This is a genomic window from Reyranella sp. (genome assembly GCF_965249915.1).
Classification (GTDB): domain Bacteria; phylum Pseudomonadota; class Alphaproteobacteria; order Reyranellales; family Reyranellaceae; genus Reyranella.
On sequence record NZ_OZ252257.1, the window covers coordinates 1,991,021 to 2,013,743 of the forward strand.

General features: G+C 66.1%; 21 protein-coding genes. 1 reads left to right on the top strand and 20 read right to left on the bottom strand.

Annotation, left to right across the window (positions count from 1 at the left end; all coding sequences use genetic code 11):
- Positions 1–9: 9 nt before the first annotated feature.
- From ACP15H_RS09970 to proS, 4 genes are read right to left on the bottom strand one after another with little or no spacing between them, the layout of a single operon-like run.
- Positions 10–693, bottom strand: a complete 684-nt coding sequence (locus ACP15H_RS09970) for an ABC transporter ATP-binding protein (protein WP_425066037.1) — start codon at positions 691–693, stop codon at positions 10–12.
- Complete coding sequence (locus tag ACP15H_RS09975; RefSeq protein WP_425066038.1) at positions 686–1,945, bottom strand: ABC transporter permease; 1,260 nt, start codon at positions 1,943–1,945, stop codon at positions 686–688. The genes ACP15H_RS09970 and ACP15H_RS09975 overlap by 8 nt, the downstream gene beginning before the upstream one ends.
- Positions 1,938–3,248, bottom strand: coding sequence for a lipoprotein-releasing ABC transporter permease subunit (locus tag ACP15H_RS09980; RefSeq protein WP_425066039.1), 1,311 nt, complete (start codon positions 3,246–3,248; stop codon positions 1,938–1,940). The genes ACP15H_RS09975 and ACP15H_RS09980 overlap by 8 nt, the downstream gene beginning before the upstream one ends.
- A gap of 19 nt (positions 3,249–3,267) precedes the next feature.
- Positions 3,268–4,581: a proline--tRNA ligase gene (proS, locus tag ACP15H_RS09985; protein WP_425066040.1), complete on the bottom strand. Its 1,314-nt coding sequence runs from the start codon at positions 4,579–4,581 to the stop codon at positions 3,268–3,270.
- Positions 4,582–4,732: 151 nt separating this feature from the next.
- On the opposite strand from proS, the gene ACP15H_RS09990 reads away from it, so the two are divergent.
- Positions 4,733–6,025 (top strand): NCS2 family permease, encoded by a 1,293-nt coding sequence (locus ACP15H_RS09990; RefSeq protein WP_425066041.1) that lies wholly within the window; start codon positions 4,733–4,735, stop codon positions 6,023–6,025.
- A 256-nt stretch (positions 6,026–6,281) separates the two neighbouring features.
- Here ACP15H_RS09990 and ACP15H_RS09995 read toward each other — a convergent pair whose 3' ends face one another.
- Genes ACP15H_RS09995 through ACP15H_RS10070 form a run of 16 tightly spaced genes read right to left on the bottom strand, consistent with a single transcriptional unit; the run spans position 6,282 to position 22,723 of the window.
- The gene (locus ACP15H_RS09995) at positions 6,282–6,527 is read right to left on the bottom strand and encodes a DUF1467 family protein (RefSeq protein WP_425066042.1); all 246 of its coding nucleotides are present in this window, start codon (positions 6,525–6,527) and stop codon (positions 6,282–6,284) included.
- Positions 6,528–6,540: 13 nt separating this feature from the next.
- Entirely contained in the window at positions 6,541–6,945 is a 405-nt protein-coding gene (gene mce / locus ACP15H_RS10000; RefSeq protein WP_295136855.1) for a methylmalonyl-CoA epimerase, read from the bottom strand.
- Positions 6,946–6,971: 26 nt separating this feature from the next.
- Complete coding sequence (locus tag ACP15H_RS10005; protein ID WP_425066043.1) at positions 6,972–8,624, bottom strand: ribonuclease J; 1,653 nt, start codon at positions 8,622–8,624, stop codon at positions 6,972–6,974.
- Positions 8,621–9,391: a type III pantothenate kinase gene (locus ACP15H_RS10010; RefSeq protein WP_425066044.1), complete on the bottom strand. Its 771-nt coding sequence runs from the start codon at positions 9,389–9,391 to the stop codon at positions 8,621–8,623. The genes ACP15H_RS10005 and ACP15H_RS10010 overlap by 4 nt, the downstream gene beginning before the upstream one ends.
- A gap of 11 nt (positions 9,392–9,402) precedes the next feature.
- Positions 9,403–10,137, bottom strand: a complete 735-nt coding sequence (locus tag ACP15H_RS10015; protein ID WP_425066045.1) for a biotin--[acetyl-CoA-carboxylase] ligase — start codon at positions 10,135–10,137, stop codon at positions 9,403–9,405.
- Positions 10,134–11,576, bottom strand: a complete 1,443-nt coding sequence (gene nuoN / locus ACP15H_RS10020; RefSeq protein ID WP_425066046.1) for an NADH-quinone oxidoreductase subunit NuoN — start codon at positions 11,574–11,576, stop codon at positions 10,134–10,136. The genes ACP15H_RS10015 and nuoN overlap by 4 nt, the downstream gene beginning before the upstream one ends.
- Before the next feature lie 19 nt (positions 11,577–11,595).
- Positions 11,596–13,110, bottom strand: coding sequence for an NADH-quinone oxidoreductase subunit M (locus ACP15H_RS10025; RefSeq protein ID WP_425066047.1), 1,515 nt, complete (start codon positions 13,108–13,110; stop codon positions 11,596–11,598).
- An 8-nt stretch (positions 13,111–13,118) separates the two neighbouring features.
- Positions 13,119–15,086, bottom strand: a complete 1,968-nt coding sequence (gene nuoL / locus ACP15H_RS10030; protein WP_425066048.1) for an NADH-quinone oxidoreductase subunit L — start codon at positions 15,084–15,086, stop codon at positions 13,119–13,121.
- 12 nt (positions 15,087–15,098) lie between these two features.
- Positions 15,099–15,407: an NADH-quinone oxidoreductase subunit NuoK gene (gene nuoK / locus ACP15H_RS10035; RefSeq protein ID WP_425066049.1), complete on the bottom strand. Its 309-nt coding sequence runs from the start codon at positions 15,405–15,407 to the stop codon at positions 15,099–15,101.
- Positions 15,407–16,021 carry an NADH-quinone oxidoreductase subunit J gene (locus tag ACP15H_RS10040; protein WP_425066050.1) on the bottom strand — a complete coding sequence of 205 codons (615 nt, stop codon included), beginning with the start codon at positions 16,019–16,021 and terminating at the stop codon, positions 15,407–15,409. Before ACP15H_RS10040 ends, nuoK begins: the two co-directional genes overlap by 1 nt.
- A gap of 24 nt (positions 16,022–16,045) precedes the next feature.
- Positions 16,046–16,534, bottom strand: coding sequence for an NADH-quinone oxidoreductase subunit NuoI (nuoI, locus tag ACP15H_RS10045; RefSeq protein WP_425066051.1), 489 nt, complete (start codon positions 16,532–16,534; stop codon positions 16,046–16,048).
- Between the two features lie 13 nt (positions 16,535–16,547).
- Positions 16,548–17,573 carry an NADH-quinone oxidoreductase subunit NuoH gene (gene nuoH, locus ACP15H_RS10050; protein WP_425069880.1) on the bottom strand — a complete coding sequence of 342 codons (1,026 nt, stop codon included), beginning with the start codon at positions 17,571–17,573 and terminating at the stop codon, positions 16,548–16,550.
- 16 nt (positions 17,574–17,589) lie between these two features.
- The gene (nuoG, locus tag ACP15H_RS10055) at positions 17,590–19,638 is read right to left on the bottom strand and encodes an NADH-quinone oxidoreductase subunit NuoG (RefSeq protein WP_425066052.1); all 2,049 of its coding nucleotides are present in this window, start codon (positions 19,636–19,638) and stop codon (positions 17,590–17,592) included.
- Between the two features lie 19 nt (positions 19,639–19,657).
- Complete coding sequence (gene nuoF / locus ACP15H_RS10060; RefSeq protein ID WP_425066053.1) at positions 19,658–20,941, bottom strand: NADH-quinone oxidoreductase subunit NuoF; 1,284 nt, start codon at positions 20,939–20,941, stop codon at positions 19,658–19,660.
- A 4-nt stretch (positions 20,942–20,945) separates the two neighbouring features.
- Positions 20,946–21,527 (bottom strand): NADH-quinone oxidoreductase subunit NuoE, encoded by a 582-nt coding sequence (gene nuoE / locus ACP15H_RS10065; RefSeq protein WP_425066054.1) that lies wholly within the window; start codon positions 21,525–21,527, stop codon positions 20,946–20,948.
- An 11-nt stretch (positions 21,528–21,538) separates the two neighbouring features.
- Entirely contained in the window at positions 21,539–22,723 is a 1,185-nt protein-coding gene (locus tag ACP15H_RS10070) for an NADH-quinone oxidoreductase subunit D (protein ID WP_425066055.1), read from the bottom strand.

A 22,723-nucleotide genomic window follows, 5' to 3' on the forward strand; every position in this document is an offset into this window, starting at 1 on the left:
TGTGGACTGTCAGGCATCGAGCACGCCATCTTTCAGGCGGACCGTGCGATCCATGCGGGCCGCCAGTTCGGGATTGTGGGTGGCGACCAGGGCCGCCATGCCGGTTTCACGCACCAGCGCGAGCAATTGCTGGAACACCGTCTCGGCCGTCGTGGAATCGAGATTGCCGGTCGGCTCGTCGGCCAGCAGCACGCGCGGGGCGTTGGCAACGGCGCGGGCGATCGCCACGCGCTGCTGTTCGCCGCCCGACAGGCGTCCCGGCCGATGGTCCAGTCGGTCACCGAGTCCGACCAGGCCCAGGAGATCGGCCGCGCGCTTGCGCGCCGCCGTGCGGGCGACGCCGTTCAGCATCTGCGGGAGCATGACGTTCTCGACGGCCGAGAACTCCGGCAGGAGGTGGTGGTATTGATAGACGAAGCCCAGGAAGTTGCGCCGAAAGCCCGTGCGCTCCTTGTCGGCCATCCGGACCGTCGCCTTGCCGTCGACCACCACTTCGCCCTCGTCGGGCCGTTCGAGCAGGCCCGCGATGTGCAGCAGGGTGGACTTGCCGCTGCCCGACTGGCCGACCATGGCCACGATCTCTCCGGGATGCAGGTCGACCGAGACGCCGCGCAATACGTCGAGGCGGCGGTCGCCCTGCACGAAGGTGCGGCGGATGTTCTGCAGGACAAGCGGCTTGGCGGTGTCACTCATGTCGCAATCCTTCGACCGGTTCGACCCGGGTGGCCCGCCATGCCGGATAGGCCGCGGCGATGAGCGAAAGCACGATCGCGACGGCGATGATGAACGCCACCTCGACCGGGTCCACGCGCACCGGCATGGAGGTGATGAAATCGACCTCGGCTCCGGCGGTACCGGCGCCGCCGGTCACGTTCGCGAGTGCGCGGCCGATCGTGGGCATGTTGGCGCAAAGCAGCAGGCCCAGCGCCGCCCCGATCGCCGTTCCGACGACGCCGACCGCCGCCGCCGCCATGAAGAAGGCGCGTACGATCGTCCCGGGCGCCGCGCCCATGGTTCGCAGGATGGCGATGCTGCCGCGCTTCACGCGCACCAGCATGGTGAAGCTCGCGACCACGTTCATGGCGGCCACCACGACGATCAAGGTCAGGATGATGAACATCATCACCCGCTCGACCTGCAGGGCGCCGACGAAGCGGGCGTTGAGGCCGAGCCAATGCGATACGCGGAGATCGTCGCGGCCGAGCGCCTGCCGCAGCTCCTGCGCCACCCTCGGCGCGGACTGCGGATCCTTCAGGAACAGGTCGATCGAACTCACGGTTTCCTTGCCGTATTCGAGATCCTCCTGCAGCGCCGCCAGCGGGATGAACACCAGGGTGCTGTCGAACTCGTAGCGGCGGCTCATGAAGGTGGCGAGGATTTCGTAGTCGCTGTAGCGCGGCGCGATCGTGCCGCCCTCGTTCAATTGGTGGGTCACCACCGTCAGCGGCTCGCCCACCCGAACCTGCATCTGCTGGCGCAGCCGCTCGCCGATCACCAGGCCAGGCTTGGTGCCGAACTCGGCGAGGTCGCCGAAAATGATGTTCCTGGAAACGATCTCCCGGTTCAGGAGATCCTCCCGCCGCACGCCGCGCAGCTGGGCGCCCCGGGTCTGGCCGTGCCCGGTGACGAGGACCTGGCGCTCCAGCGTGAGACGTACCGCCTCGACACCCGGAACGTCCTTCAGCCTGGCCAGCAGTTCGGGCGTGGCCTGCAGCAGCCCACCGCGGGCGGCAATCACGACATGGCCGTTCATGCCGATGATCCGGCCCAGCAGCTGCTCGCGAAAGCCGCCCATGACCGAGAGCACGGCGATGAGGGTGCCGACGCCCAGCGCCACGCCGATCAGCGAGAACATGGCGATGAAGGAGACGAACCCCTCGCGCTGGCGCGTGGCGAGGTAGCGCCAGGCGAGCCAGCGTTCGACGGCGGGCGCGCGGTCACTCACGGCGCAGGCCCTCCACCGGATCGAGGCGCGCCGCCCGGGCCGCCGGATAGATCGAGGCGAGCAACGCGAAGACCAGCGCCATGATCGCAATTCCCGCGACCTCGCTCCATTCGATCCGCGAAGGCAGTTCGGCCAGCAGGTAGAGGGTCTGGTCGAACAGGACGATGTCGAAGGTCCGCTGCAGCCACTGCCGGATCGCCTCGATGTTGCGGGCGAAGGTGAGCCCCAGCACGACGCCCAGAATCGTCCCCGCCCCGCCGATCGACAGCCCGTCGAGCAGGAAGATCCGCATGATGGCCGCCCGGCTGGCGCCCATGGTGCGCAGGATGGCGATGTCGGCGGTCTTGGTCCGAACCAGCATGACCAGGCTCGACACGATGTTGAAGGCCGCGACCAGCACGATCATCGTCAGGACGAGGAAGATCATGTTGGTCTGGGCGACCACCGCCGAAAAGAAGCCGGCATTGGCCTGGAACCAGTCGAACACCCAGCCCTGCGTCCCCACCGCCTGCATGAGCAGCCTGCGTGTCTCGGCGGTCGAGGCCTTGTCTGACACGAACACCTCGATGCCCGTGACGTTGGGCCCGAGGTTGAGCATGTGCTGGGCGTCCTGCAGCGGCGCGTACACGAAGTTCGAATCGTAGTCGTACATGCCGGTGCAGAAGATCGCGGAGACCTTGACGGCGGCCGAGCGCGGCATGACGCCGAGCGGCGTCGCCACCGACACCGGCGATACGAGCTGGAGCCGGTCACCGACCTTCAGGTTCATGAGGTCGGCCAGGCGGCGGCCGATCACCACGTTAAAGTCGTCGCCGAAGCCCTTGAGGGTTCCCCAGTCGATCGGCTTGTCGTCGTCGGCCTTGCAGAGCGCGCGATAGCGTTCGCGGCTCTCCGGCGATCCCTCGATCGCCGAGGCCAGAGGCGCGCGATCGCGGATGTCGTCCGGCCGCATACCGCGCAGCACGATCCCGCGCACGCGATCGCCGGCGACCGCCATGAGCTGGCCCTCGGCCGTCGGCGTGGCGGACTCCACGCCCGGCACCGCCGCCAGGCGCTTCAGAAAGTCGGGCGTGGGCTCGAGGGGGCCCCCATTGGACTGCACGCCCAGCTGGCCGCTGATGCTCGACATCTGGGCCAGCATCTCGACGCGAAAGCCGTTCATCACCGACATCACGACGATCAGCGTTCCGACGCCCAGCGTGATGCCGATCAGCGAGAAGCCGGCGATCACCGAGATGAAGCCCTCCTCGCGGCGGGCACGCAGGAAGCGGAAGGCGATCAGGCGTTCGGCGGCGAAGGACATGGCGGAGCCTGTCCGCGGCTCAGGCGAAGCGCGCGAGAACCTGTTCGGGCGCCAGCTCCTCGCGGGCGCCTGTCTTGCGGTTCTTGACCTCGAGCTTGCCCGCGGCCAGCCCCTTGGGGCCGACGATGACCTGCCAGGGGATGCCGATCAGGTCCATGTCGGCGAACTTGCCGCCCGGCCGAATGTCGCGATCGTCGTGCAGCACCGCGACGCCCTTGGCGGTGAGCGCCTCGTAGAGCTTCTGGCAGGCGCCGCCCACCGCGCCGTCATCCGGCTTCAGATTGACGATCGCCACCTTGAAGGGCGCCACCTCGTCGGGCCAGACGATGCCGGCATCGTCGTGGCTCGCCTCGATGATGCCGCCCACCAGGCGCGAGACGCCGATGCCGTAGGATCCCATCTCCACCGTGATCTGCTCCCCGCCGGGTCCGGCGACGACGGCGTTCATCGGCTTGGAGTACTTGGTGCCGAAATAGAAGATGTGCCCGACCTCGATGCCGCGCGCGGCGAGACGTTCGCCCTCGGGCAGCGCCTCGAACGCCTTCGTGTCGTGCATCTCGTCGGTCGCCGCGTAGAGCGACGTCCACTCGTTGACGATGCCCTGCAGGTCAGACGAGTAGTCGATCGTACGGCTCAGGATATCCTTGTCGACCAGCCCCTTGTGGCAGAACACGGCGCTCTCGCCGGTCTCGGCCAGGATGATGAACTCATGGCTGAGATCGCCGCCGATCGGGCCGGTGTCGGCGCGCATCGGGATCGCCTTCAGCCCCATGCGGGCGAAGGTGCGCAGATAGGCCACGAACATCCGGTTGTAGGAATGGACCGCGCCCGCCTTGTCGATGTCGAAGGAGTAATTGTCCTTCATCAGGAATTCGCGACCGCGCATGACGCCGAAGCGCGGACGGACCTCGTCCCGGAACTTCCACTGAATATGATAGAGGTTCTTCGGCAGGTCGCGATAGCTCTTCACGCCATCCCGAAAGAGCGTGGTGATCATTTCCTCGTTGGTCGGGCCGTACAGCATCTCGCGATCGTGGCGATCCTTGATGCGCAGCATCTCCGCCCCGTAGGCCTCGTAGCGGCCGCTCTCGCGCCACAGGTCGGCCGACTGGATGGTCGGCATCAGCACTTCCTGCGCCCCCGCCCGGTCCTGCTCCTCGCGCACGATCCGCTCGATGTTGCGCAGGACCCGCAGGCCGAGCGGCAGCCAGGCATAGATGCCGGCGCTGGTCTGGCGCACGAGGCCGGCGCGCAGCATCAGCCGATGCGAAACGATCTGCGCTTCCGACGGAGTTTCCTTCATCGTCGGCAGAAAGTACTGGCTCATGCGCATGCGGAATCGGTCCTCGGTCGGGGTCTCGGGATGGCGGCGGACTGTAGGGAACGGGTCGGCCAAAGGCAAACCTGGACGGTCAGGCTGGCTTTTCACAGCCATGTGCCCGCACACTTGTCCGCACATTGGGCGCGAGTTTCGGGGGAGCGGGATGCTGGAACGACTTTTCAAGCTGAGCGAGAACAGGACCAACGTCCGGACCGAGCTCGTCGCCGGTCTCACGACGTTCCTGACCATGGCCTACATCATCTTCGTCAACCCCTCGATCCTGGCCGAAGCCAAGATGCCGTTCGGGGCGGTGTTCGCCGCCACCTGCGTGGCGGCGGCGGTCGGCTGCTTCCTGATGGCGTTCCTCGCCAACTACCCGATCGCCCTCGCGCCCGGCATGGGCCTCAACGCCTACTTCGCCTTCGGCGTGGTCGGTGGCATGGGCCACACCTGGCAGGTCGCGCTGGGATGCGTCTTCATCTCGGGCGTCATCTTCCTGATCATCAGCGTGCTGCCGATCCGCGAATGGATCGTCAACGCGATTCCCAAGTCGCTCAAGATGGCGATCGCGGCGGGCATCGGCCTCTTCCTGGCACTGATCGCGCTCAAGAATGCCGGCATCGTCGTGGGCAATCCGGCGACGCTGGTGGCTCATGGCAAGATGACGAGCTGGCCGGTGGTGATGGCGGTGCTGGGCTTCGCCATCATCGTCGCTCTGGAGCACCGCCGCGTCATGGGCGGCGTGATCATCGGCATCCTGGTGGTGACCGTGATCTCCATCCTGGCCGGGCAGCAGAAGTTCGCCGGCATCGTCGACACCCCGCCCTCGATCGCGCCGGTGTTCCTCCAGATGGATCTTGCCGGCGCCCTGAAGGTCGGGCTCGTGACGGTGGTCTTCGCCTTCCTGTTCGTCGATCTGTTCGACAACACCGGCACGCTGATCGCGCTGGCCCATCGCGGCGGCTTCATGCGGCCCGACGGGACCGTGCCGCGCCTGCGCGGCGCGCTGATTTCGGACAGCGCCTCGGCGATGATCGGCGCCGCCCTCGGGACCTCGACGACGACCAGCTATATCGAGAGCGCCTCGGGCATCAATGCCGGCGGACGGACCGGGCTGACCGCCGCGGCGGTCGGCGTGCTGTTCCTGCTAGCGCTCTTCCTCTCGCCCCTCGCCGGATCGATCCCCGCCTACGCGACCGCGCCGGCTCTCCTGTACGTCGCGTGCCTGATGGCCCGCGGCCTGACCGAGATCGAATGGAACGACATCACCGAAGCGGCGCCGGCGGTCATCACCGCCATCGCGATGCCCTTCACCTTCTCGATCGCCGACGGCATCGCCTTCGGGTTCATCTCGTACGCCGGAATCAAGGTGGCCGCAGGCCGCTATCGCGACGTTCATCCGGCGGTCGCGATTCTCGCTGGGCTGTTCGTGATCAAATATGTGGTCATCGGATGATCAGTGAAATCGTACGGACATTAGTTTGTCGTCGAGGGACCCCTGCTTTGCAGAATCTTCTGTTCGTCCCCCATGGATCGAAAGAAAAGGTCTTGGCAATTCCCAGGCGGCACGCTAAACAGCCTACGCGTTGGGCGTAGCCCGAGTTTAGGGAGGAGAGCGGCGGAAGCCGCCTACGACGAGTTTCGGGGGTAGAGGACGGCGGACCACTGGTCCGCCGTTTCCTTTTGGGCGAAAGGCGCGCGGATCGTGCGGCTCAGGATCCTTCGAGACGCCGGAAACTCAGCAGATCCAGCTGATAGAACCCGTAGAAGGCGAGCCACAGCACCGCCGCGACGATGGTGGTGATGATCGCCTTGCGCAGAAGCTCCGGCTTCTCCGGCGCGCCCTGCTCCTGGCCCCTGCCCGGATTTTCGACCCGCCGCACGCCCACCGGCAATACCATGAAGAGCGCGATCCACCAGATCACCAGGTAGACCATGACGCCGGTAGCCCAGCCCATGGCGCGGCGCTCCTCAGACCTGTTCGAGTTCGATCAGGGTGCCGGTGAAGTCCTTGGGATGCAGGAACAGCACGGGCTTGTCATGGGCGCCGATCTTGGGCTCGCCATCGCCCAGCACGCGCGCACCCTGCGACTTCAGCTTGTCGCGGGCGGCGTAGATGTCCTCGACCTCGTAGCAGACGTGGTGGATGCCGCCATCGGCGTTACGCGCCAGGAAATTGGCGATCGGCGACTTCTCGCCAAGCGGATGAAGGAGTTCGATCTTGGTGTTGGGCAGCTCGACGAAGACCACCGTGACGCCATGCGCCGGCTGTTCCTTGGGGGCGCTCACCTTGGCGCCCATCACGGTCCGGTAGAGTTCGCTCGCCTTGGCGAGGTCGGGCACGGCGATCGCGATGTGGTTGAGGCGTCCGATCATGGTCTTCTCCGGCGGCTGCGCGGCCTTTAGATGCGGACGATGTGCACGTCCGTCAACGGCTTCTTGCCGAGGTGCGCCCGCACGACGCGCCGGACGGCCTGGCGGGCCGCCTCCTCCATGCGCCGGTCGTCGGTCCGTTCGGCGGTCTTGAGGTCGGCCAGCATCTCGGACAATGCGTCCTCGATGGCCTCCTCGAGCTCGCCGTCGGCGTCGTCGATCCCGCGCAGCGAGACTTTCGGCGGCGCCAGCGGCTTGCCGCGCTTGTCCACCACCAGGGTCGCCGCGGCGGCGCCGTTCCACAGGAGCTTGCGCCGTTCGCGCAGCGACTCCCCGTCGAGCGGGATCAGCCCGTCGCCGTCGCGCGCAAGGCGCCCGGAAAAGACATGGTCGATGATCTCGGCCGGACCGGGTGCCAGCCGCACCAGGGTGCCGTTGGGCGCCACGATCGTTTCCGGGACCTGGCAGGCCCGAGCCAGCTCGGCATGCTCGATCATGTGCCGGACCTCGCCATGGACCGGCAGTGCGATCTTCGGCCGGACCCACTGATAGACACGGACCAGTTCGTCGCGCGCCGGGTGTCCCGATACGTGGATGTCGGCCTCGCGGTCGGTAATGACCTTGACCCCGCGCGCGATCAGGCCGTTCTGCAGCCGTCCGACGGAATGCTCGTTCCCGGGAATGACCCGCGACGAGAAGATCGTGGTGTCGCCCGCCTCGAGGACGAGGTCGCGATGCTCGCCGTTGGCCAGCTTCGACATGGCGGCGCGCGGCTCGCCCTGGCTGCCGGTGCAGATGAACAGCACCTTGTCGCGGGGCAGGAAACCCGCCTGCTGCTCTGGCACGCATTCCGGGAAATCCAGCAGGTAGCCGCATTCCTGGGCGGCCTGGAGCATGCGCGTGAGGGCCCGCCCCGACAGGACCGGGTGGCGGCCGGCCGCGACCGCGGCCAGCGCGATGCTCTCGACCCGCGCGAGGTTGGAGGCGAAGCAGGTGACGGCCACCCTGCCCCTGCGTCCCTGCACCAGCTTCTCGAGATTCTTCCGGACCTTGGATTCGGAGCCCGCCTCGCCCTCGACGAAGACGTTGGTGCTGTCGCAGACCATCGCGAGCGCGCCCTCGTCGCCGATGCGCTTCAGCATCGCCTCGTCGGTGAGGTCGCCCAGCAGCGGCTCGGGATCGATCTTCCAGTCACCGGTGTGGAACACCGTGCCGAACTTCGTGCGGATCGCCATGGCGTTCGGCTCGAGGATCGAATGCGTCATGGTGATCATCTCGAGCTCGAACGGCCCGAGGTTGAATTTGCCGCCGAGCGGGATCTCGGTGACCGGCACCACGTCGCGCAACCCCGCGTCGATCAGCTTGCGCTTCAGGACGGAGGCCGCGAACGGCGTTGCGTAGACCGGCGCCTTCAGCCGGGGCCACAGATCCGCGACGGCGCCGAGATGATCCTCGTGCGCATGGGTCAGGACGATGCCGACGAGGTCGTCGCGGCGATCCACGATGAATTCCGGATCCGGCATCACCACTTCGACGCCGGCCATCGAACTGTCGGCGAAGCCGATGCCGAGATCGACCATCAGCCACTTGCCGGCCGTGCCGTAGAGATTGAGGTTCATGCCGATCTCGCCGGCCCCCCCGAGGGCCAGGAACAGCAGCTCGTCGTTCGACGGAACCGTCATCGGCTGTTGCGCCGCCAGATCTCCAGGAGGCCGAGCGACATCAGGTCGGGCTCTATGAAGTCGAACAGGCCGATCTCGTCCTTGAACACGCTGGCGAGACCGCCCGTCGCGATCACCTTCATGGGCTCGCCATACTCCTCGCGGATGCGCCGGATCAGGCTCTCGATCAACCCGACATAGCCCCAGAAGATTCCGGATTGCATGTTCGCCACGGTGTTCTTGCCGATCACGTGGGCCGGCTTCTCGACGCGGATGCGCGGCAGGCGCGCCGTCATCAGGTAGAAGGCCTCGATCGTCAGCTCGACACCCGGCGCGAACACGCCGCCGATGAAGTTGCCGTCCTTGTCCGCGAGATCGAAGGTGGTGGCGCTGCCGAAGTCGATGGTGATCAGCGGCCCGCCGTACTTCGTGTGACCGGCGATCACGCCGACGAGTCGGTCGGCGCCCGCCTCGGCCGGCCGGTCGATGAGGACCTTGATCCCGAGATTGCAGTCGGGCTCGCCGACGATCAGCAGCCTGGTGTGAAAATAGGTCTCGCAGAGACGCCGCAGGTGCGTGTTCACGGCCGGCACGACGCTGGCCAGGATCGCACCCTTGATCGACCTGGGATCGAAACCCTGCAGGTTCATCAGCTGCGTCACCCAGGCGGCATATTCGTCGGCCGTGCGCTTGGACTCGGTCCGCAGGCGCCACGCGGCAACGATCCGGTCGCCGTCGAACACGACGAATTTCGAGTTGGTATTGCCAACGTCGATGGCCAGCAGCATCCCCGCTCTCCTCAGGCCGCCCGGCCCAGCAATTCACCCGAGACGATCTTGCGCGGGCCCTCTGCCGTATCCAGCAGAAGCGCGCCCTCGCGGTCCAGCCCGGCGAACCGGCCGCGGACGAGCCCCTCGCCCAGCCGGACGTCGACCTCCGCCCCCAACGGCCCCGCCTTGGCCAGCCATTCGCGGCGCACCGTCTCGAACCCGTCGCGGCGCCATTGCGCCAGCCGGTTCGCCAGCGCACGCGTGAGACCTTCCAAGGCCGCCTCGACCGTGCCGCCCAGCGCCGCCCCCGGATAGCGCATATCGGGCAGCTGCGGGGCAAAGGTGACGTTCACGCCAATGCCGGCCACGACGTGCTCGACCTGTCCATCCTGTCCGATCGCGCTCTCCAGCAGGATACCGGCGACTTTGCCACCGTCGACCAGCACGTCGTTGGGCCATTTCAGGCGCACGCTTCGATCCGCCGGCACGAGGTCGCCGACCGCGAGGGCCGCGACGAAGCCCAGTTCGGCGGCGCGCGGCGCCGCGCAGCCGGGTCGCAGGACCGTGGAACTGTAGAGATTGCCGACCGGGGATGCCCAGTTGCGGCCCCTTCGACCGCGGCCGCCCGACTGCTCGCGCGCCCAGACGACCGTGCCCTCGCGGGCACCGGCATCGGCCAGGCGGATGGCCTCGTCATTGGTGCTGCCGACGCTCTGAAGCGCAATCAGCGTCCACCCGTCCGGGAGGACGGGTATCGAGGTCACGGGAACAGGCCCTTGGCGGCCGCTTCGGCGATCACGCTGAGGGGCTGGGGAACCAGGGAGAAGATGGCGATCAGGAAGGCCGCGACCAGCGCCACCACGCGGTTGACGCCGAACGCCGGCCGGTCGATCGCCTCGGCGGGCTCGTCGAAGTACATCACCTTCACGATGCGCAGGTAGTAGTACGACGCCACCACGGAGGCGAGCACGCCCAGCACGGCGGGGACGAACAGCTTGGCTTCGACCGCGGCCATGAAGATGTAGAGCTTGCCCCAGAAGCCCGCGAGCGGCGGGATGCCGGCCAGCGAGAACATGAAGATCAGCATGCCCAGAGCCATCATCGGCTGGCTGCGCGCGAGGCCTGCGAGATCGGAGACCTGCTCGACCATGATGTTGCGGCGCTTCATCATCAGGATGGTGGCGAAGACGCCCAGCGTCATGACCAGGTAGATGGCGAGATAGAAGACCACCGCCTGGATGCCGATCTCCGTGCCGCTGGCCACGCCCAGCAGGATGTAGCCGACGTTGCCGATCGACGAATAGGCCATCAGACGCTTGATGTTCTGCTGGCGGAGTGCCGCGAACGCGCCGAGCGCCATCGACAGCACCGAGGCCACGACGATGATCTGCTGCCACTGCGCAAACAGCGGCTTGAACGGGCCCATCAGGACCGACACCAGCAGCGACAGGGCGGCGATCTTGGGAGCCACCGCGAACAGCGCCGTCACCGGCGTCGGGGCGCCCTCGTAGACGTCCGGCGTCCACATGTGGAACGGCACGGCCGAGACCTTGAAGGCGAGACCGGCAACCACGAACACCAGGCCGATGATCACCCCGATCTCCGTCGCGCGGCCGTCGGCCAGCGCGCCCGAGATCTGCACGAACGCCGTGCCGCCACAGAAGCCGTAGATCAGCGAGGAGCCGAACAGCAGCATGCCCGAGGCGACCGAGCCCAGGACGAAGTACTTCACGCCGGCTTCGGTCGACCGCACGCTGTCACGCTGGAACGAGGCGATGACGTAGAGCGCCAGCGACTGCAGCTCGAGGCCGACATACAGCGCCATCAGGTCGTTGGCCGAGATCATCAGCATCATGCCGAGCGTCGCCAGGGCGACCAGCACCGGATACTCGAACCTCCAGGCCTTGGCCTGCTCGAAATAGGCGCGCGACATCAGGATGGCGATGGCGGAGCCCACCAGCACCATCGCCTTCATGGTCGCGGTCAGCCGGTCGACGATGAACAGCGAGGAAAAGGCCGTCCCTTCGCGATACGGCAGGAACAGCAAAGCCGCCGTCACCAGCAGGGCGACCGAGGTCGCCGCCGAGACGAACGGCGTGGCGATTTCACCCCGGACGACACCGTAGATGAGCAGCAGGGCGGTGGCCGCCGCGAGGAAGATTTCCGGGCGGGCCAGGGTCCAGGATTCGAGACCGACGATCATGTTCATTACTCCCGGCCGCTCACGGTACCAGCGCCGCGGTGCGGGCGAGCTTCAAAGCCGCCTGATAGTCGCCGATCAGCTTGTCCACCGCCGGCGCCATCGGGTCGAGGAAGGAATTGGGATAGACGCCCATCCAGATCGTCAGCAACACGAGCGGCAGAAAGATCGCGATCTCCCGACCGTTCATGTCGAGGATGCCCTTCAGCGAATCCTTGGTGAGTTCGCCGAAGACGATCTTGCGATAGAGCCACAGCGCATAGGCGGCGCCGAGGATCAGGCTGGTGGCGGCCAGGAAGGCCACCCAGGTGTTGGCCTTGAAGGCGCCCAGCAGAACCAGGAATTCGCCGACGAAGCCCGACAGGCCGGGCAGACCGACGCTCGCCAGCGTGAAGAACAGGAAGGTGAAGGCATAGCGCGGCATGCGATGCACGAGGCCGCCATAGGCCGCGATCTCGCGGGTATGCATGCGGTCGTAGACCACGCCGACGCAGAGGAAGAGCGCGGCCGACACGATGCCGTGGCTCAGCATCTGGAAGATCGAGCCCTGCACGCCCTGCATGTTCATCACGAAGGCGCCGATCGTCACGAAGCCCATGTGGGCGACGGACGAATAGGCGATCAGCTTCTTCATGTCCTCCTGCACCAGCGCGACCAGCGAGGTGTAGATCACGGCCACGATCGAGAGGCCGAAGACCATCGGCGCGAAATACTGCGTCGCCTCGGGAAACAGCGGGATCGAGAAGCGCAGGAAGCCGTAGCCGCCCATCTTCAGCAGCACGCCGGCCAGGATGACGGAGCCCGCGGTCGGCGCCTCGACGTGGGCGTCCGGCAGCCAGGTGTGGACCGGCCACATCGGCACCTTCACCGCGAACGAGGCGAAGAAGGCCAGCCACAGCCAGCACTGCCAGGTGAACGGCAGGTCGAGCTTCTCCATGACCGTCGGCAGGTCCGTCGTGCCGACCTGCCCGTAGACGGCGATGATCGCCAGCAGCATGAGCACCGAGCCGAGCAGCGTGTAGAGGAAGAACTTGAAGGCCGCGTAGACGCGCCGCTTGCCGCCCCACACGCCGATGATCAGGAACATCGGAATGAGGACGCCTTCGAAGAAGATGTAGAACAGCGCCAGGTCGAGCGCGCAGAACATGCCGACCATGAAGGTCTCGAGCACGAGGAACGCGATCATGTATTCCTTGACGCGGACCTTGACCGATTCCCAGCTCGCCAGGATGCAGATCGGCGTCAGCAGGGTCGAGAGCAGCACGAAGAACAGCGAGATGCCGTCGATACCGGCGTGGTAGCCGATATTGAGGGCCGGCACCCAGGCGACCTTCTCCTCGAACTGGAAGCCCGCCTTCGTCGGATCGAAGCGGATCCACAGAAGCAGCGAGATCAGGAAGGTTACCGTCGTGGTGACGATCGCCACGCTGCGGCAGTTGCGTTCGACGGCCTCTTTCGGGCCGTTGACGATCAGGCAGAAGAACGCCCCCACCAGAGGCAGGAACGTGACCAGGGAAAGGATGGGCCAGCTCGACATCGGGGGCCTTACCTCGCCGACAGCATGAAATAGGTGACGAGACCGGCGACGCCGACCAGCATCACGAACGCGTAGTGATAGAGATAGCCGCTCTGGAAGCGCATCAGAATGCCCGCCATGTCCTGCGCCCGAGCGGCGACATTGTCGGGTCCGAGCCCATCGATAACGGCGCCGTCGCCCTTCTTCCAGAGGAAGCGGCCGATGGCCAGCGAGGGCTTCACGAACACCGCATCGTAGAGCTCGTCGAAGTACCACTTGTTGTAGAAGAAGTCGTGCAGGCGCGGGAACGTCCTGACGGTGCGCTCCGGCATGTCGGTGCGCACGACGTAATAGTAGTAGCTGAGCGCGATGCCGGCGATCGCGAGCACCAGCGGCATCAGCTTCACCCACAGCGGCACTTCGTGAGCGTGGTGCAGGACTTCCTCCGTCGCCTTCACGGCGAGCGAATGGCCCCAGAAGGCGTGCCAGTCATGGCCGACGAACCAGTCGTAGCCGACCAGGCCCGAGAACGCCGCGCCGATGCCCAGCACGTAGAGCGGGATCATCATGACGATCGGCGATTCGTGGGCGTGATCCCAGGTGTGATGGTCGCCGCGATACTTGCCGTAAAAGGTCATGAACATCAGGCGGGTCGAGTAGAAGGCGGTCATGAAGGCCGCGACCACCCCCATCCAGTAGGCGAAAACGCCGACCGTCGTATGGGTCCCGTAGGCCGACTCCAGCATGATGTCCTTGGAGTAGAAGCCCGCGAAGCCCAGGCCGTTGCCCAGGATGAACGGGACGCCGATGCCCGACAGGGCCAGCGTGCCGACCCACATCAGGATGAAGGTCTGGGGCGCCTTCTCGCGCACGCCCCCCATCTTGCGCATGTCCTGCTCGTGGTGGAGGCAGTGGATCACCGAGCCCGACCCGAGGAACAGCAGCGCCTTGAAGAAGGCGTGCGTCGTGAGGTGGAACATGGCGGCCGAGTAGCCGCCGACGCCGCAGGCGAAGAACATGTAGCCGAGCTGGCTGCAGGTCGAATAGGCGACGACCCGCTTGATGTCGAACTGGGTCAGGCCGACGGTCGCGGCAAAGAACGCGGTCAGCGCACCGATGATCGTCACGACCATCGAGGCGGTCGGCGCCAGCTCGAAGAGCGGCGACAGGCGGCAGACCATGAAGACGCCGGCCGTGACCATGGTGGCGGCATGGATCAGCGCCGACACCGGGGTCGGGCCTTCCATGGCGTCCGGCAGCCAGGTGTGCAGGCCGAGCTGGGCCGATTTGCCCATGGCGCCGACGAACAGCAGCAGGCAGGCGGTCTCCAGGGCCGGCAGGTCCATGCCCAGGAACTGGATGCGCATCTGGGCCATCTGCGGCGCCTTGCCGAAGATCTCCTCGAAACCCACCGAGCCCGACAGCATCCAGACCGCGAAGATACCCAGCGCGAAGCCGAAGTCGCCGACCCGGTTGACGATGAAGGCCTTCATCGCCGCGGCATTGGCCGAGGGCTTGTCGTACCAGAAGCCGATAAGCAGGTAGGACGCGAGGCCCACCCCTTCCCAGCCGAAGAAGAGCTGCACGAGGTTGTCGGCCGTCACCAGCATCAGCATGAAGAAGGTGAACAGGCTGAGATACGCCATGAAGCGCGGGATGCTGGGATCGTCCTCCATGTACCCGATGGAGTAGATGTGGACCATCGACGACACGCCGGTCACGACGATCAGCATGACCGCGGTCAGCGTGTCGACGCGCAGCGCCCAGGAGATGTCGAGCGTGCCCGACTCCATCCAGGAGAAGAGCTTGACGACGATCAGCTTCTCCGTCCCGAAGCCGATCTTGACGAAGACGAAGACCGAGATCGCTGCCGCAATCAGCAGCGCCGCGCAGGTCACGATCTGCGCCGGGCGGGCGCCGATCACGCGGCAGAAAAGACCGGCAATCGCTGCCGCGACCAGCGGCAGGAAGACGATGAGCTTGATGGCGAGATCCATGATGAGTGCGCCCTAGCCCTTCATCGCGTTGATGTCTTCGACTTCGATCGTTCCGCGGTTACGGAAGTAGACCACCAGGATCGCCAATCCGATCGCCGCCTCGGCGGCGGCCACGGTCAGCACCAGAAGGGCGAAGACCTGCCCGACGACGTTGCCCTGGAAGACCGAGAAGGCCACCAGGTTGATGTTCACCGCGAGCAGCATCAGCTCGACGCACATCAGGATGACGATGACGTTCTTGCGGTTCAGGAAGATGCCGAGGATGCCCATCGTGAACAGCACGGCCGCGACGGCGAGATAGTGGCCCAGCCCGATCGTCATCACACCCCTCCCCGGGTCGGCACTTTGACCACGGTGATCGACTGTTCCCTGGTGCGGTTGATCTGCTCGCCCGCCTTCTGGCGGCGGACGCCCGGCCGGCTGCGCAGGGTGAGGACGATGGCGCCGATCATGGCGACCAGCAGCACCAGACCGGCCACCTGGAAGAGATAGAAATACTGGGTATAGAGCACCCGCCCGATGGCCCGCGTATTCTCGATGGCCATCACCTGGGCGCCGTGCGCATTCAGGCCCGTGATGGTCGTCGAGCCGGCGCCGATGATGCCGAGGCCCAGCAGCAGCTCGGCGAACAGCACCGCGCCGATCAGCGCGCCCACCGGGAAGTAATCGAGGAAACCCTCACGCAGCTCCGTGAGGTTGATGTCGAGCATCATGACCACGAAGAGGAAGAGCACCGCGACCGCGCCGACATAGACGATGACCAGGATCATCGCGATGAACTCGGCGCCGATCAGCAGGAACAGCCCCGCAGCGTTGAAGAACGCCAGGATCAGGAAAAGCACCGAATAAACGGGATTGCGCGAAACCACGACCATGGCGGCCGCAGCCACCGTGATCGCGGCAAAGACGTAGAAGGCCAGAGCCTGGAGTATCATGATCTGTCTCTCCCCCCGCCCGGCTCAGCGATACGCCGCTTCGGAGTGGAGGTTCGCCGCGATCAAGGTCTCCCAGCGGTCGCCGTTCGCGAGCAGCTTGTCCTTGTTGTACATGAGTTCCTCGCGCGTCTCGGTCGAGAACTCGAAGTTCGGGCCCTCCACGATCGCATCGACCGGGCAGGCTTCCTGGCAGAAGCCGCAATAGATGCATTTCGTCATGTCGATGTCGTAGCGCGTCGTGCGGCGGCTGCCGTCATCGCGCGGCTCGGCCTCGATGGTGATGGCCTGGGCCGGGCAGATCGCCTCGCAGAGCTTGCAGGCAATGCAGCGCTCTTCGCCGTTTGGATAGCGGCGCAGCGCATGCTCGCCGCGGAAGCGCGGGCTGAGCGGGCCCTTTTCGTAGGGGTAGTTCACCGTCACCTTGGGCTTGAACATGTACTTCAGGGTGAGGGCGAATCCCGTCACCAGCTCGGTGAGCAGGAAGGCGCGCGCGGTACGGTCGAGGGAAGCCATTTGGCGATTGCTCCTAGGGCTTCGGCAGCCAGCCGCCGAACGTGAGCACGGCAGCGGTGAGGACGACCCAGCCCAGCGACACGGGCAGGAACACCTTCCAGCCCAGCCGCATCAGCTGGTCGTAGCGGTAGCGAGGCAGCGTGCCCTTGGTCCAGCTGAAGATGAACAGCAGGAAGGCGATCTTGAGGGCGAACCAGACGACGCCCGGCACCAACGTGAACGGCGCATAGGGGATCGGCGAATGCCAGCCGCCCAGAAACAGGACCGCGCCCAGAGCCGAGAGCAGGATCATGTTGGCGTATTCGCCGAGGAAGAACAGGCCGAAGGTCATGGCCGAGTATTCGGTGTGGAAGCCCGCCACCAGCTCGGCCTCCGACATCGGCAGGTCGAACGGCGTGCGGTTCGTCTCGGCGAGCGCCGAGATGAAGAAGATCACGAACATCGGCAGCAGCGGCAGCCAGAACCAGTTCCAGAACCAGCCGGACTGGGCCAGCACGACCTGCGAGAGGTTCAGCGAGCCGACGCAGAGCAGGACGGTGATCAGCACGAAGCCGATCGAGACCTCATAGGAAACCATCTGCGCCGCGGAGCGAAGGGCACCGAGGAAGGCGTACTTCGAGTTCGAGGCCCAGCCCGCGATGATGATGCCGTAGACGCCCAGTGACGAGATGGCGAAGAGATAGAGGATGCCGACATTGATGTTGGCGATCACCCAGCCGTCGTCGAACGGCACAACGGCCCAGGCGACCAACGCCGTCATGAAGGCGATCATCGGCGCAATGATGAACAGGATGCCGTTGGCGCTCGACGGGACGATCGTCTCCTTGAGCACCAGCTTCAGACCGTCGGCAAACGGCTGCAGGAGACCGAACGGACCGACCACGTTGGGGCCGCGGCGGAGCTGGATCGAGGCCCAGACCTTGCGGTCGACGTAGGTCATGTAGGCCACGGAGACGAGCAGCGGCACGGTCACGGCAAGGCACTGCGCCAGCATGACGATCGCCATGCCCAGCCAGTTGGTCGTGAAGAAGGTGATCAGATCGGCGTACATGCCCCTACTCCGCCGCCATGAGATGCGCCCGCGAGGCCATGCAGTCGGCCATGGTCTTCGACGCGCGGCTGATCGGACAGGTCATGTAGAAGTTCGGCACCGCCGACTTGAGCGGCGCATCCGTGGTCGCGCCGGGCTTGCCGACCGGTCCCCAGGCGCCGGGCGCCTGCTGGTCGATCGCCGCGAAGACCTTGTTCACCGCCACGAGCCGCGCCCGCACCTGATGAAGCGTGTCGTAGGGCAGCGTCTTGCCCAGCCGCTCCGAGAGCGCACGCAGGATCGCCCAGTCCTCGCGGGCATCGCCCGGCGGATAGCCGGCGCGGCGACCGACCTGGACGCGGCCTTCGGTGTTCACGTAGATGCCGGGCTTCTCGGTGTAAGCCGCGCCCGGCAGGATCACGTCAGCGCGGTGGGCTCCGGCATCGCCGTGGTGGCCCTGGTAGACCACGAAGGCCTTCCCGAGCTTCGTCGTATCGATTTCGTCGGCCGCGAGCAGGAAGACCGCCTCGATCTCCTTCTTCTGGCAACCTTCCAGAATGCCGGCGACATCGCGCCCGCCCTCGCCCGGCACCAGGCCGAGGTCGAGGCCGCCGACGCGCGCTGCGGCCGTGTGCAGGACGGCAAAGCCGTTCCAGTCGTCGCGCACCCCGTTCAGCTTGCCGACCAGCTCATAGGCCATCGCCAGCACCGCCGCGCCGTCCTCGCGGGCGAGCGCGCCCATGCCGACGACGATCAGCGGGTTCTTCGCGTCCTTGAGCTTGTCGAAGAAGCCGAGCTTTCCATCGACAAGTTCCCGCAGGGTCGCCGCGCCGGCGCCCAGGCGCTCGACCGGATAGGTCAGGTCCTCGGCGGTGCCGATGCTGGCCACCGGGCACTTGCCGTGGAGATAACGCTTGCGGATGCGGGCATTGAGAACCGGTGCTTCGGTGCGTGGGTTGGTGCCGATCAGCAGGATGGCGTCCGCCTGGTCAATACCGCGGACGCCGGTGTTGAAGATGTAGCTGCCGCGCGGCCCGTCGATCTTGGCACCGTCCTGGCGGCAGTCGACGTTGGGCGAGCCCAGCGACGCCATGAGGTCCTTCAGCGCCACCATGGACTCGGCATCGCACTGATCGCCGACGATCGCCGCAATCTTGCTCCCGTCCAGACCCTTCAGCTTCGCGGCGATCGCGGCGAAGGCCTCGTCCCAGGTCGCTTCCACGAGCTTGCCCTTGGTGCGGACATAGGGACGATCCAGCCGCTGGTGACGCAGCCCGTCGATCGCGTGGCGCGTCTTGTCGGAGATCCACTCCTCGTTCACGTCGTCGTTGAGACGCGGCAGCACGCGCATGACCTGCGCACCACGCGTGTCGATTCGGATGTTCGAACCCAGCGCGTCCAGCACGTCGACCGACTCGGTCTTGGTCAGTTCCCAGGGCCGCGCTTCGAAAGCGTAGGGCTTCGAGGTCAGTGCGCCGACCGGGCAGAGATCGACCAGATTGCCGGCGAGCTCGGTCGACAGCGCCTGCTCGACATAGGTCGTGACTTCCATGCTCTCGCCGCGGCCCGTGGCGCCGAGCTGCTCGACGCCGGCGACCTCGGTCGCGAAGCGGATGCAGCGCGTGCAATGGATGCAGCGGTTCATCGACGTCTTCACGAGCGGCCCGAGTTCCTTGTCCGGCACCGCGCGCTTGTTCTCATGATAGCGGCTGCGGTCGAAACCGTAGGCCATCGCCTGATCCTGCAGGTCGCACTCGCCGCCCTGGTCGCAGATCGGACAATCCAGCGGATGGTTGATCAGCAGGAATTCCATCACGCCCTTGCGCGCCTTCTGCACGGTCGGGGTCTGGGTGAAGATTTCCTGCTTGTCGGCGACCGGCAGCGCGCAGCTCGCCTGCGGCTTGGGCGGGCCGGGCTTCACCTCGACGAGGCACATGCGGCAGTTGCCGGCGATCGACAGACGGTCGTGGTAGCAGAAGCGCGGAATCTCGACGCCCGCCAGCTCACAGGCCTGCAGCACGGTGATGCCGGCCGGCACCTCCAGTTCGACGCCGTCGATCTTGACCTTGGGCATTGCCTGCTCCCCGCCCCGCCTACTCGGCTGCCAGTTTTTCGGTGCGCGCGCGGATGCGGCGCTCCATTTCGGGCCGGAAATGCCGGATCAGGCCCTGGATCGGCCACGCCGCCGCGTCGCCCAGCGCGCAGATCGTGTGGCCTTCCACCTGCTTGGTGACGTCCTCGAGCGCGTCGATCTCCTCGATCCGCGCGTTGCCCGTGACCATCCGCTCCATCACGCGCCACATCCAGCCGGTGCCCTCGCGGCACGGCGTGCACTGGCCGCAGCTCTCGTGCTTGTAGAAGTAGCTCAGCCGCGCGATCGCCTTCACGACGTCGGTCGACTTGTCCATGACGATGACGGCCGCGGTCCCGAGGCCCGAGCGCTGGTCGCGCAGCGAGTCGAAGTCCATCAGCTGCGTATCGCAGATCGCCTTGGGCAGCAGCGGCACCGAGGCGCCGCCCGGGATCACCGCCAGGAGATTGTCCCAGCCGCCGCGCACGCCGCCGCAATGGCGCTCGATCAGCTCGCGGAGGGGAATGCCCATCTCCTCTTCCACGTTGCACGGCCGGTTCACGTGCCCGGAGATGCAGAAGAGCTTGGTGCCGGTGTTGTTGGGCCGGCCGATGCCCGCGAACCAGGCCGCACCGCGGCGCAGGATGGTCGGGGCGACGGCGATCGACTCGACGTTGTTCACGGTGGTCGGGCAGCCATACAGGCCGGCGCCCGCCGGGAACGGCGGCTTCAGCCGCGGCATGCCCTTCTTGCCCTCGAGGCTCTCGAGCAGCGCGGTCTCCTCGCCGCAGATATAGGCGCCGGCGCCGCGATGGACGTAGAGGTCGAAATCCCAGCCGGAGCCGCAGGCGTTCTTGCCGAGCAGGCCTGCATCATAGGCCTCCTTGATGGCGGCGATCAGATGCTGCGCTTCGTTGTAGAACTCGCCGCGCACATAAATGTAGCCGGCATGGGCGCGCATCGCGAAGCCCGCGATCAGGCAGCCCTCGATCAGCAGGTGCGGATCGTGCCGCATGATGTCGCGATCCTTGCAGGTGCCCGGCTCCGACTCGTCGGCGTTCACGACCAGATAGTGCGGACGGTCCTTCACTTCCTTGGGCATGAAGGACCACTTCATGCCGGTCGGGAAGCCGGCGCCGCCGCGGCCGCGCAGCCCGGACTTCTTCATCTCGTCGATGATCCAGTCCTGGCCCTTCTCGATCAGCGCCTTGGTGTTGTCCCAGGCGCCGCGCGCGCGGGCGCCGGCCAGGCGCCAGTCGTGGACGCCGTAAAGATTGGTGAAGATGCGGTCCTTGTCGCCGAGCATCGTTCTATTCGCCCTTCAGCGTTGTCAGTCCGCCCTCGGGCGCCGACGTCTGGCGGTCCACCTGCGGTCCGGGCTTCGGCGTCTCGCCGCGCCGGAACGCGTCGAGCACCTTGTTCATCGAGGCCTCGTCGAGGTCCTCGTAGAAATCGTCGTTGATCTGTACGACCGGCGCATTGACGCAGCCGCCGAGGCACTCGACCTCCTGCACGCTGAACGTCTCGCCGTCGGCGGCATGCTGGCAGGCCTTCATCACCGCGTCCGAGCCGCGCAGCCAGCACGGCGTCGTGGTGCAGACCTGCAGCAGGTACTTACCCTTCGGGCGCAGCTGGAACATCGTATAGAAGGTCGCGATCTCGTAGACGCGGATCGGCGCCATATCGAGGAGGCGCGCCACCTCGTTCATCGCCGCGCGCGGCAGCCAGCCCTGCTGGCGCTGCGCCAGGTCCAGCACCGCGATCACGGCGCTCGCCTGGCGGCCCGGCGGATAGTGGGCAATCTGCTCTTCGACCTTCGCCATGTATTCGGGCGTGAAGGAAAAGTGCGCGACCTGCGGGACGTCCTTGGGGTCGGCGGTGATCATCGCCATCGCATCGTCTCCTAGCGGTCGATCTCGCCGAACACGATGTCGAGCGAGCCGATGTTCGCCGACATGTCGGCGAGCTGGTGTCCCTTGGTCATCATGTCGAGCGCCTGCAGGTGCGGAAACCCGGGAGCGCGGATCTTGCAGCGGTACGGCTTGTTGGTGCCGTCCGAGACGAGATAGACGCCGAACTCGCCCTTGGGCGCCTCGACCGCCGTATAGGTCTCACCGGCCGGCACCTTGTAGCCCTCGGTGTAGAGCTTGAAGTGATGGATCAGCGCTTCCATCGATCCCTTCATCTCGCCGCGGCGCGGCGGCGAGATCTTGCGGTCGTCGACGCGTACCGGGCCGCCGACCTTGCGCAGTGCGGCGATGCACTGCTCCATGATGCGGACGCTCTGGTACATTTCCTCGATGCGCACGAGGTAACGCGCGTAGCAGTCGCCGGTCTTGCCGACCGGAATGTCGAAATCCATGCGGTCGTAGACGTCGTAGGGCTGCGACTTGCGCAGATCCCACGGCAGGCCCGAAGCGCGGATCAGCGGGCCCGAGAAGCCCCAGTCGAGCGCCTGCTCGGCCGACACGACGCCGATGTCGACGGTACGCTGGCGGAAGATGCGGTTGTCGTTCAGCAGGTTCTCGACGTCCTTCATGAACGGATAGAACTGCTTGATCCAGCCATCCATCGAATCGAGCATGCCCGCCGGCAGGTCCTGGTGGACGCCGCCCGGCCGGAAATAGGCCGCGTGCATGCGCGAGCCGCTCACCTGCTCGTAATACTCCATCAGCAGTTCGCGCTGCTCGAAGCCCCAGAGCGGCGGCGTAAGCGCACCGACGTCCATCGCGAAGGTCGTGACGTTCAGCAGATGGTTGAGGATTCGCGTGATCTCGGAGAACAGGACACGGATGTACTGGCCGCGCTCCGGCGCCTCGATGCCCAGCAGCTTCTCCACCGCGAGCGCGTAGGCATGCTCCTGGTTCATCGGCGACACATAGTCGAGCCGGTCGAAGTACGGCACAGCCTGCAGGTAGCTCTTGTACTCGATCAGCTTCTCGGTGCCGCGATGCAGCAGGCCGATATGCGGATCGCAGCGCTCGACGATCTCGCCGTCCATCTCGACGACGAGGCGAAGCACGCCGTGGGCCGCCGGATGCTGCGGCCCGAAGTTCATGGTCAGTGTCTTGATTTCGACGTCGGACAT

Coding starts and splice junctions, on each gene's coding strand:
- ACP15H_RS09970 (WP_425066037.1), bottom strand. CDS start 693: ATGAGTGACACCGCCAAGCCGCTTGTCCTGCAGAACATCCGCCGCACC.
- ACP15H_RS09980 (WP_425066039.1), bottom strand. CDS start 3,248: ATGTCCTTCGCCGCCGAACGCCTGATCGCCTTCCGCTTCCTGCGTGCC.
- proS (WP_425066040.1), bottom strand. CDS start 4,581: ATGCGCATGAGCCAGTACTTTCTGCCGACGATGAAGGAAACTCCGTCG.
- ACP15H_RS09990 (WP_425066041.1), top strand. CDS start 4,733: ATGCTGGAACGACTTTTCAAGCTGAGCGAGAACAGGACCAACGTCCGG.
- ACP15H_RS09995 (WP_425066042.1), bottom strand. CDS start 6,527: ATGGGCTGGGCTACCGGCGTCATGGTCTACCTGGTGATCTGGTGGATC.
- mce (WP_295136855.1), bottom strand. CDS start 6,945: ATGATCGGACGCCTCAACCACATCGCGATCGCCGTGCCCGACCTCGCC.
- ACP15H_RS10005 (WP_425066043.1), bottom strand. CDS start 8,624: ATGACGGTTCCGTCGAACGACGAGCTGCTGTTCCTGGCCCTCGGGGGG.
- ACP15H_RS10010 (WP_425066044.1), bottom strand. CDS start 9,391: ATGCTGCTGGCCATCGACGTTGGCAATACCAACTCGAAATTCGTCGTG.
- nuoN (WP_425066046.1), bottom strand. CDS start 11,576: ATGATCGTCGGTCTCGAATCCTGGACCCTGGCCCGCCCGGAAATCTTC.
- ACP15H_RS10025 (WP_425066047.1), bottom strand. CDS start 13,110: ATGTCGAGCTGGCCCATCCTTTCCCTGGTCACGTTCCTGCCTCTGGTG.
- nuoL (WP_425066048.1), bottom strand. CDS start 15,086: ATGGATCTCGCCATCAAGCTCATCGTCTTCCTGCCGCTGGTCGCGGCA.
- nuoK (WP_425066049.1), bottom strand. CDS start 15,407: ATGACGATCGGGCTGGGCCACTATCTCGCCGTCGCGGCCGTGCTGTTC.
- ACP15H_RS10040 (WP_425066050.1), bottom strand. CDS start 16,021: ATGATACTCCAGGCTCTGGCCTTCTACGTCTTTGCCGCGATCACGGTG.
- nuoI (WP_425066051.1), bottom strand. CDS start 16,534: ATGGCTTCCCTCGACCGTACCGCGCGCGCCTTCCTGCTCACCGAGCTG.
- nuoG (WP_425066052.1), bottom strand. CDS start 19,638: ATGCCCAAGGTCAAGATCGACGGCGTCGAACTGGAGGTGCCGGCCGGC.
- nuoF (WP_425066053.1), bottom strand. CDS start 20,941: ATGCTCGGCGACAAGGACCGCATCTTCACCAATCTTTACGGCGTCCAC.
- nuoE (WP_425066054.1), bottom strand. CDS start 21,527: ATGGCGATGATCACCGCCGACCCCAAGGACGTCCCGCAGGTCGCGCAC.
- ACP15H_RS10070 (WP_425066055.1), bottom strand. CDS start 22,723: ATGTCCGACGTCGAAATCAAGACACTGACCATGAACTTCGGGCCGCAG.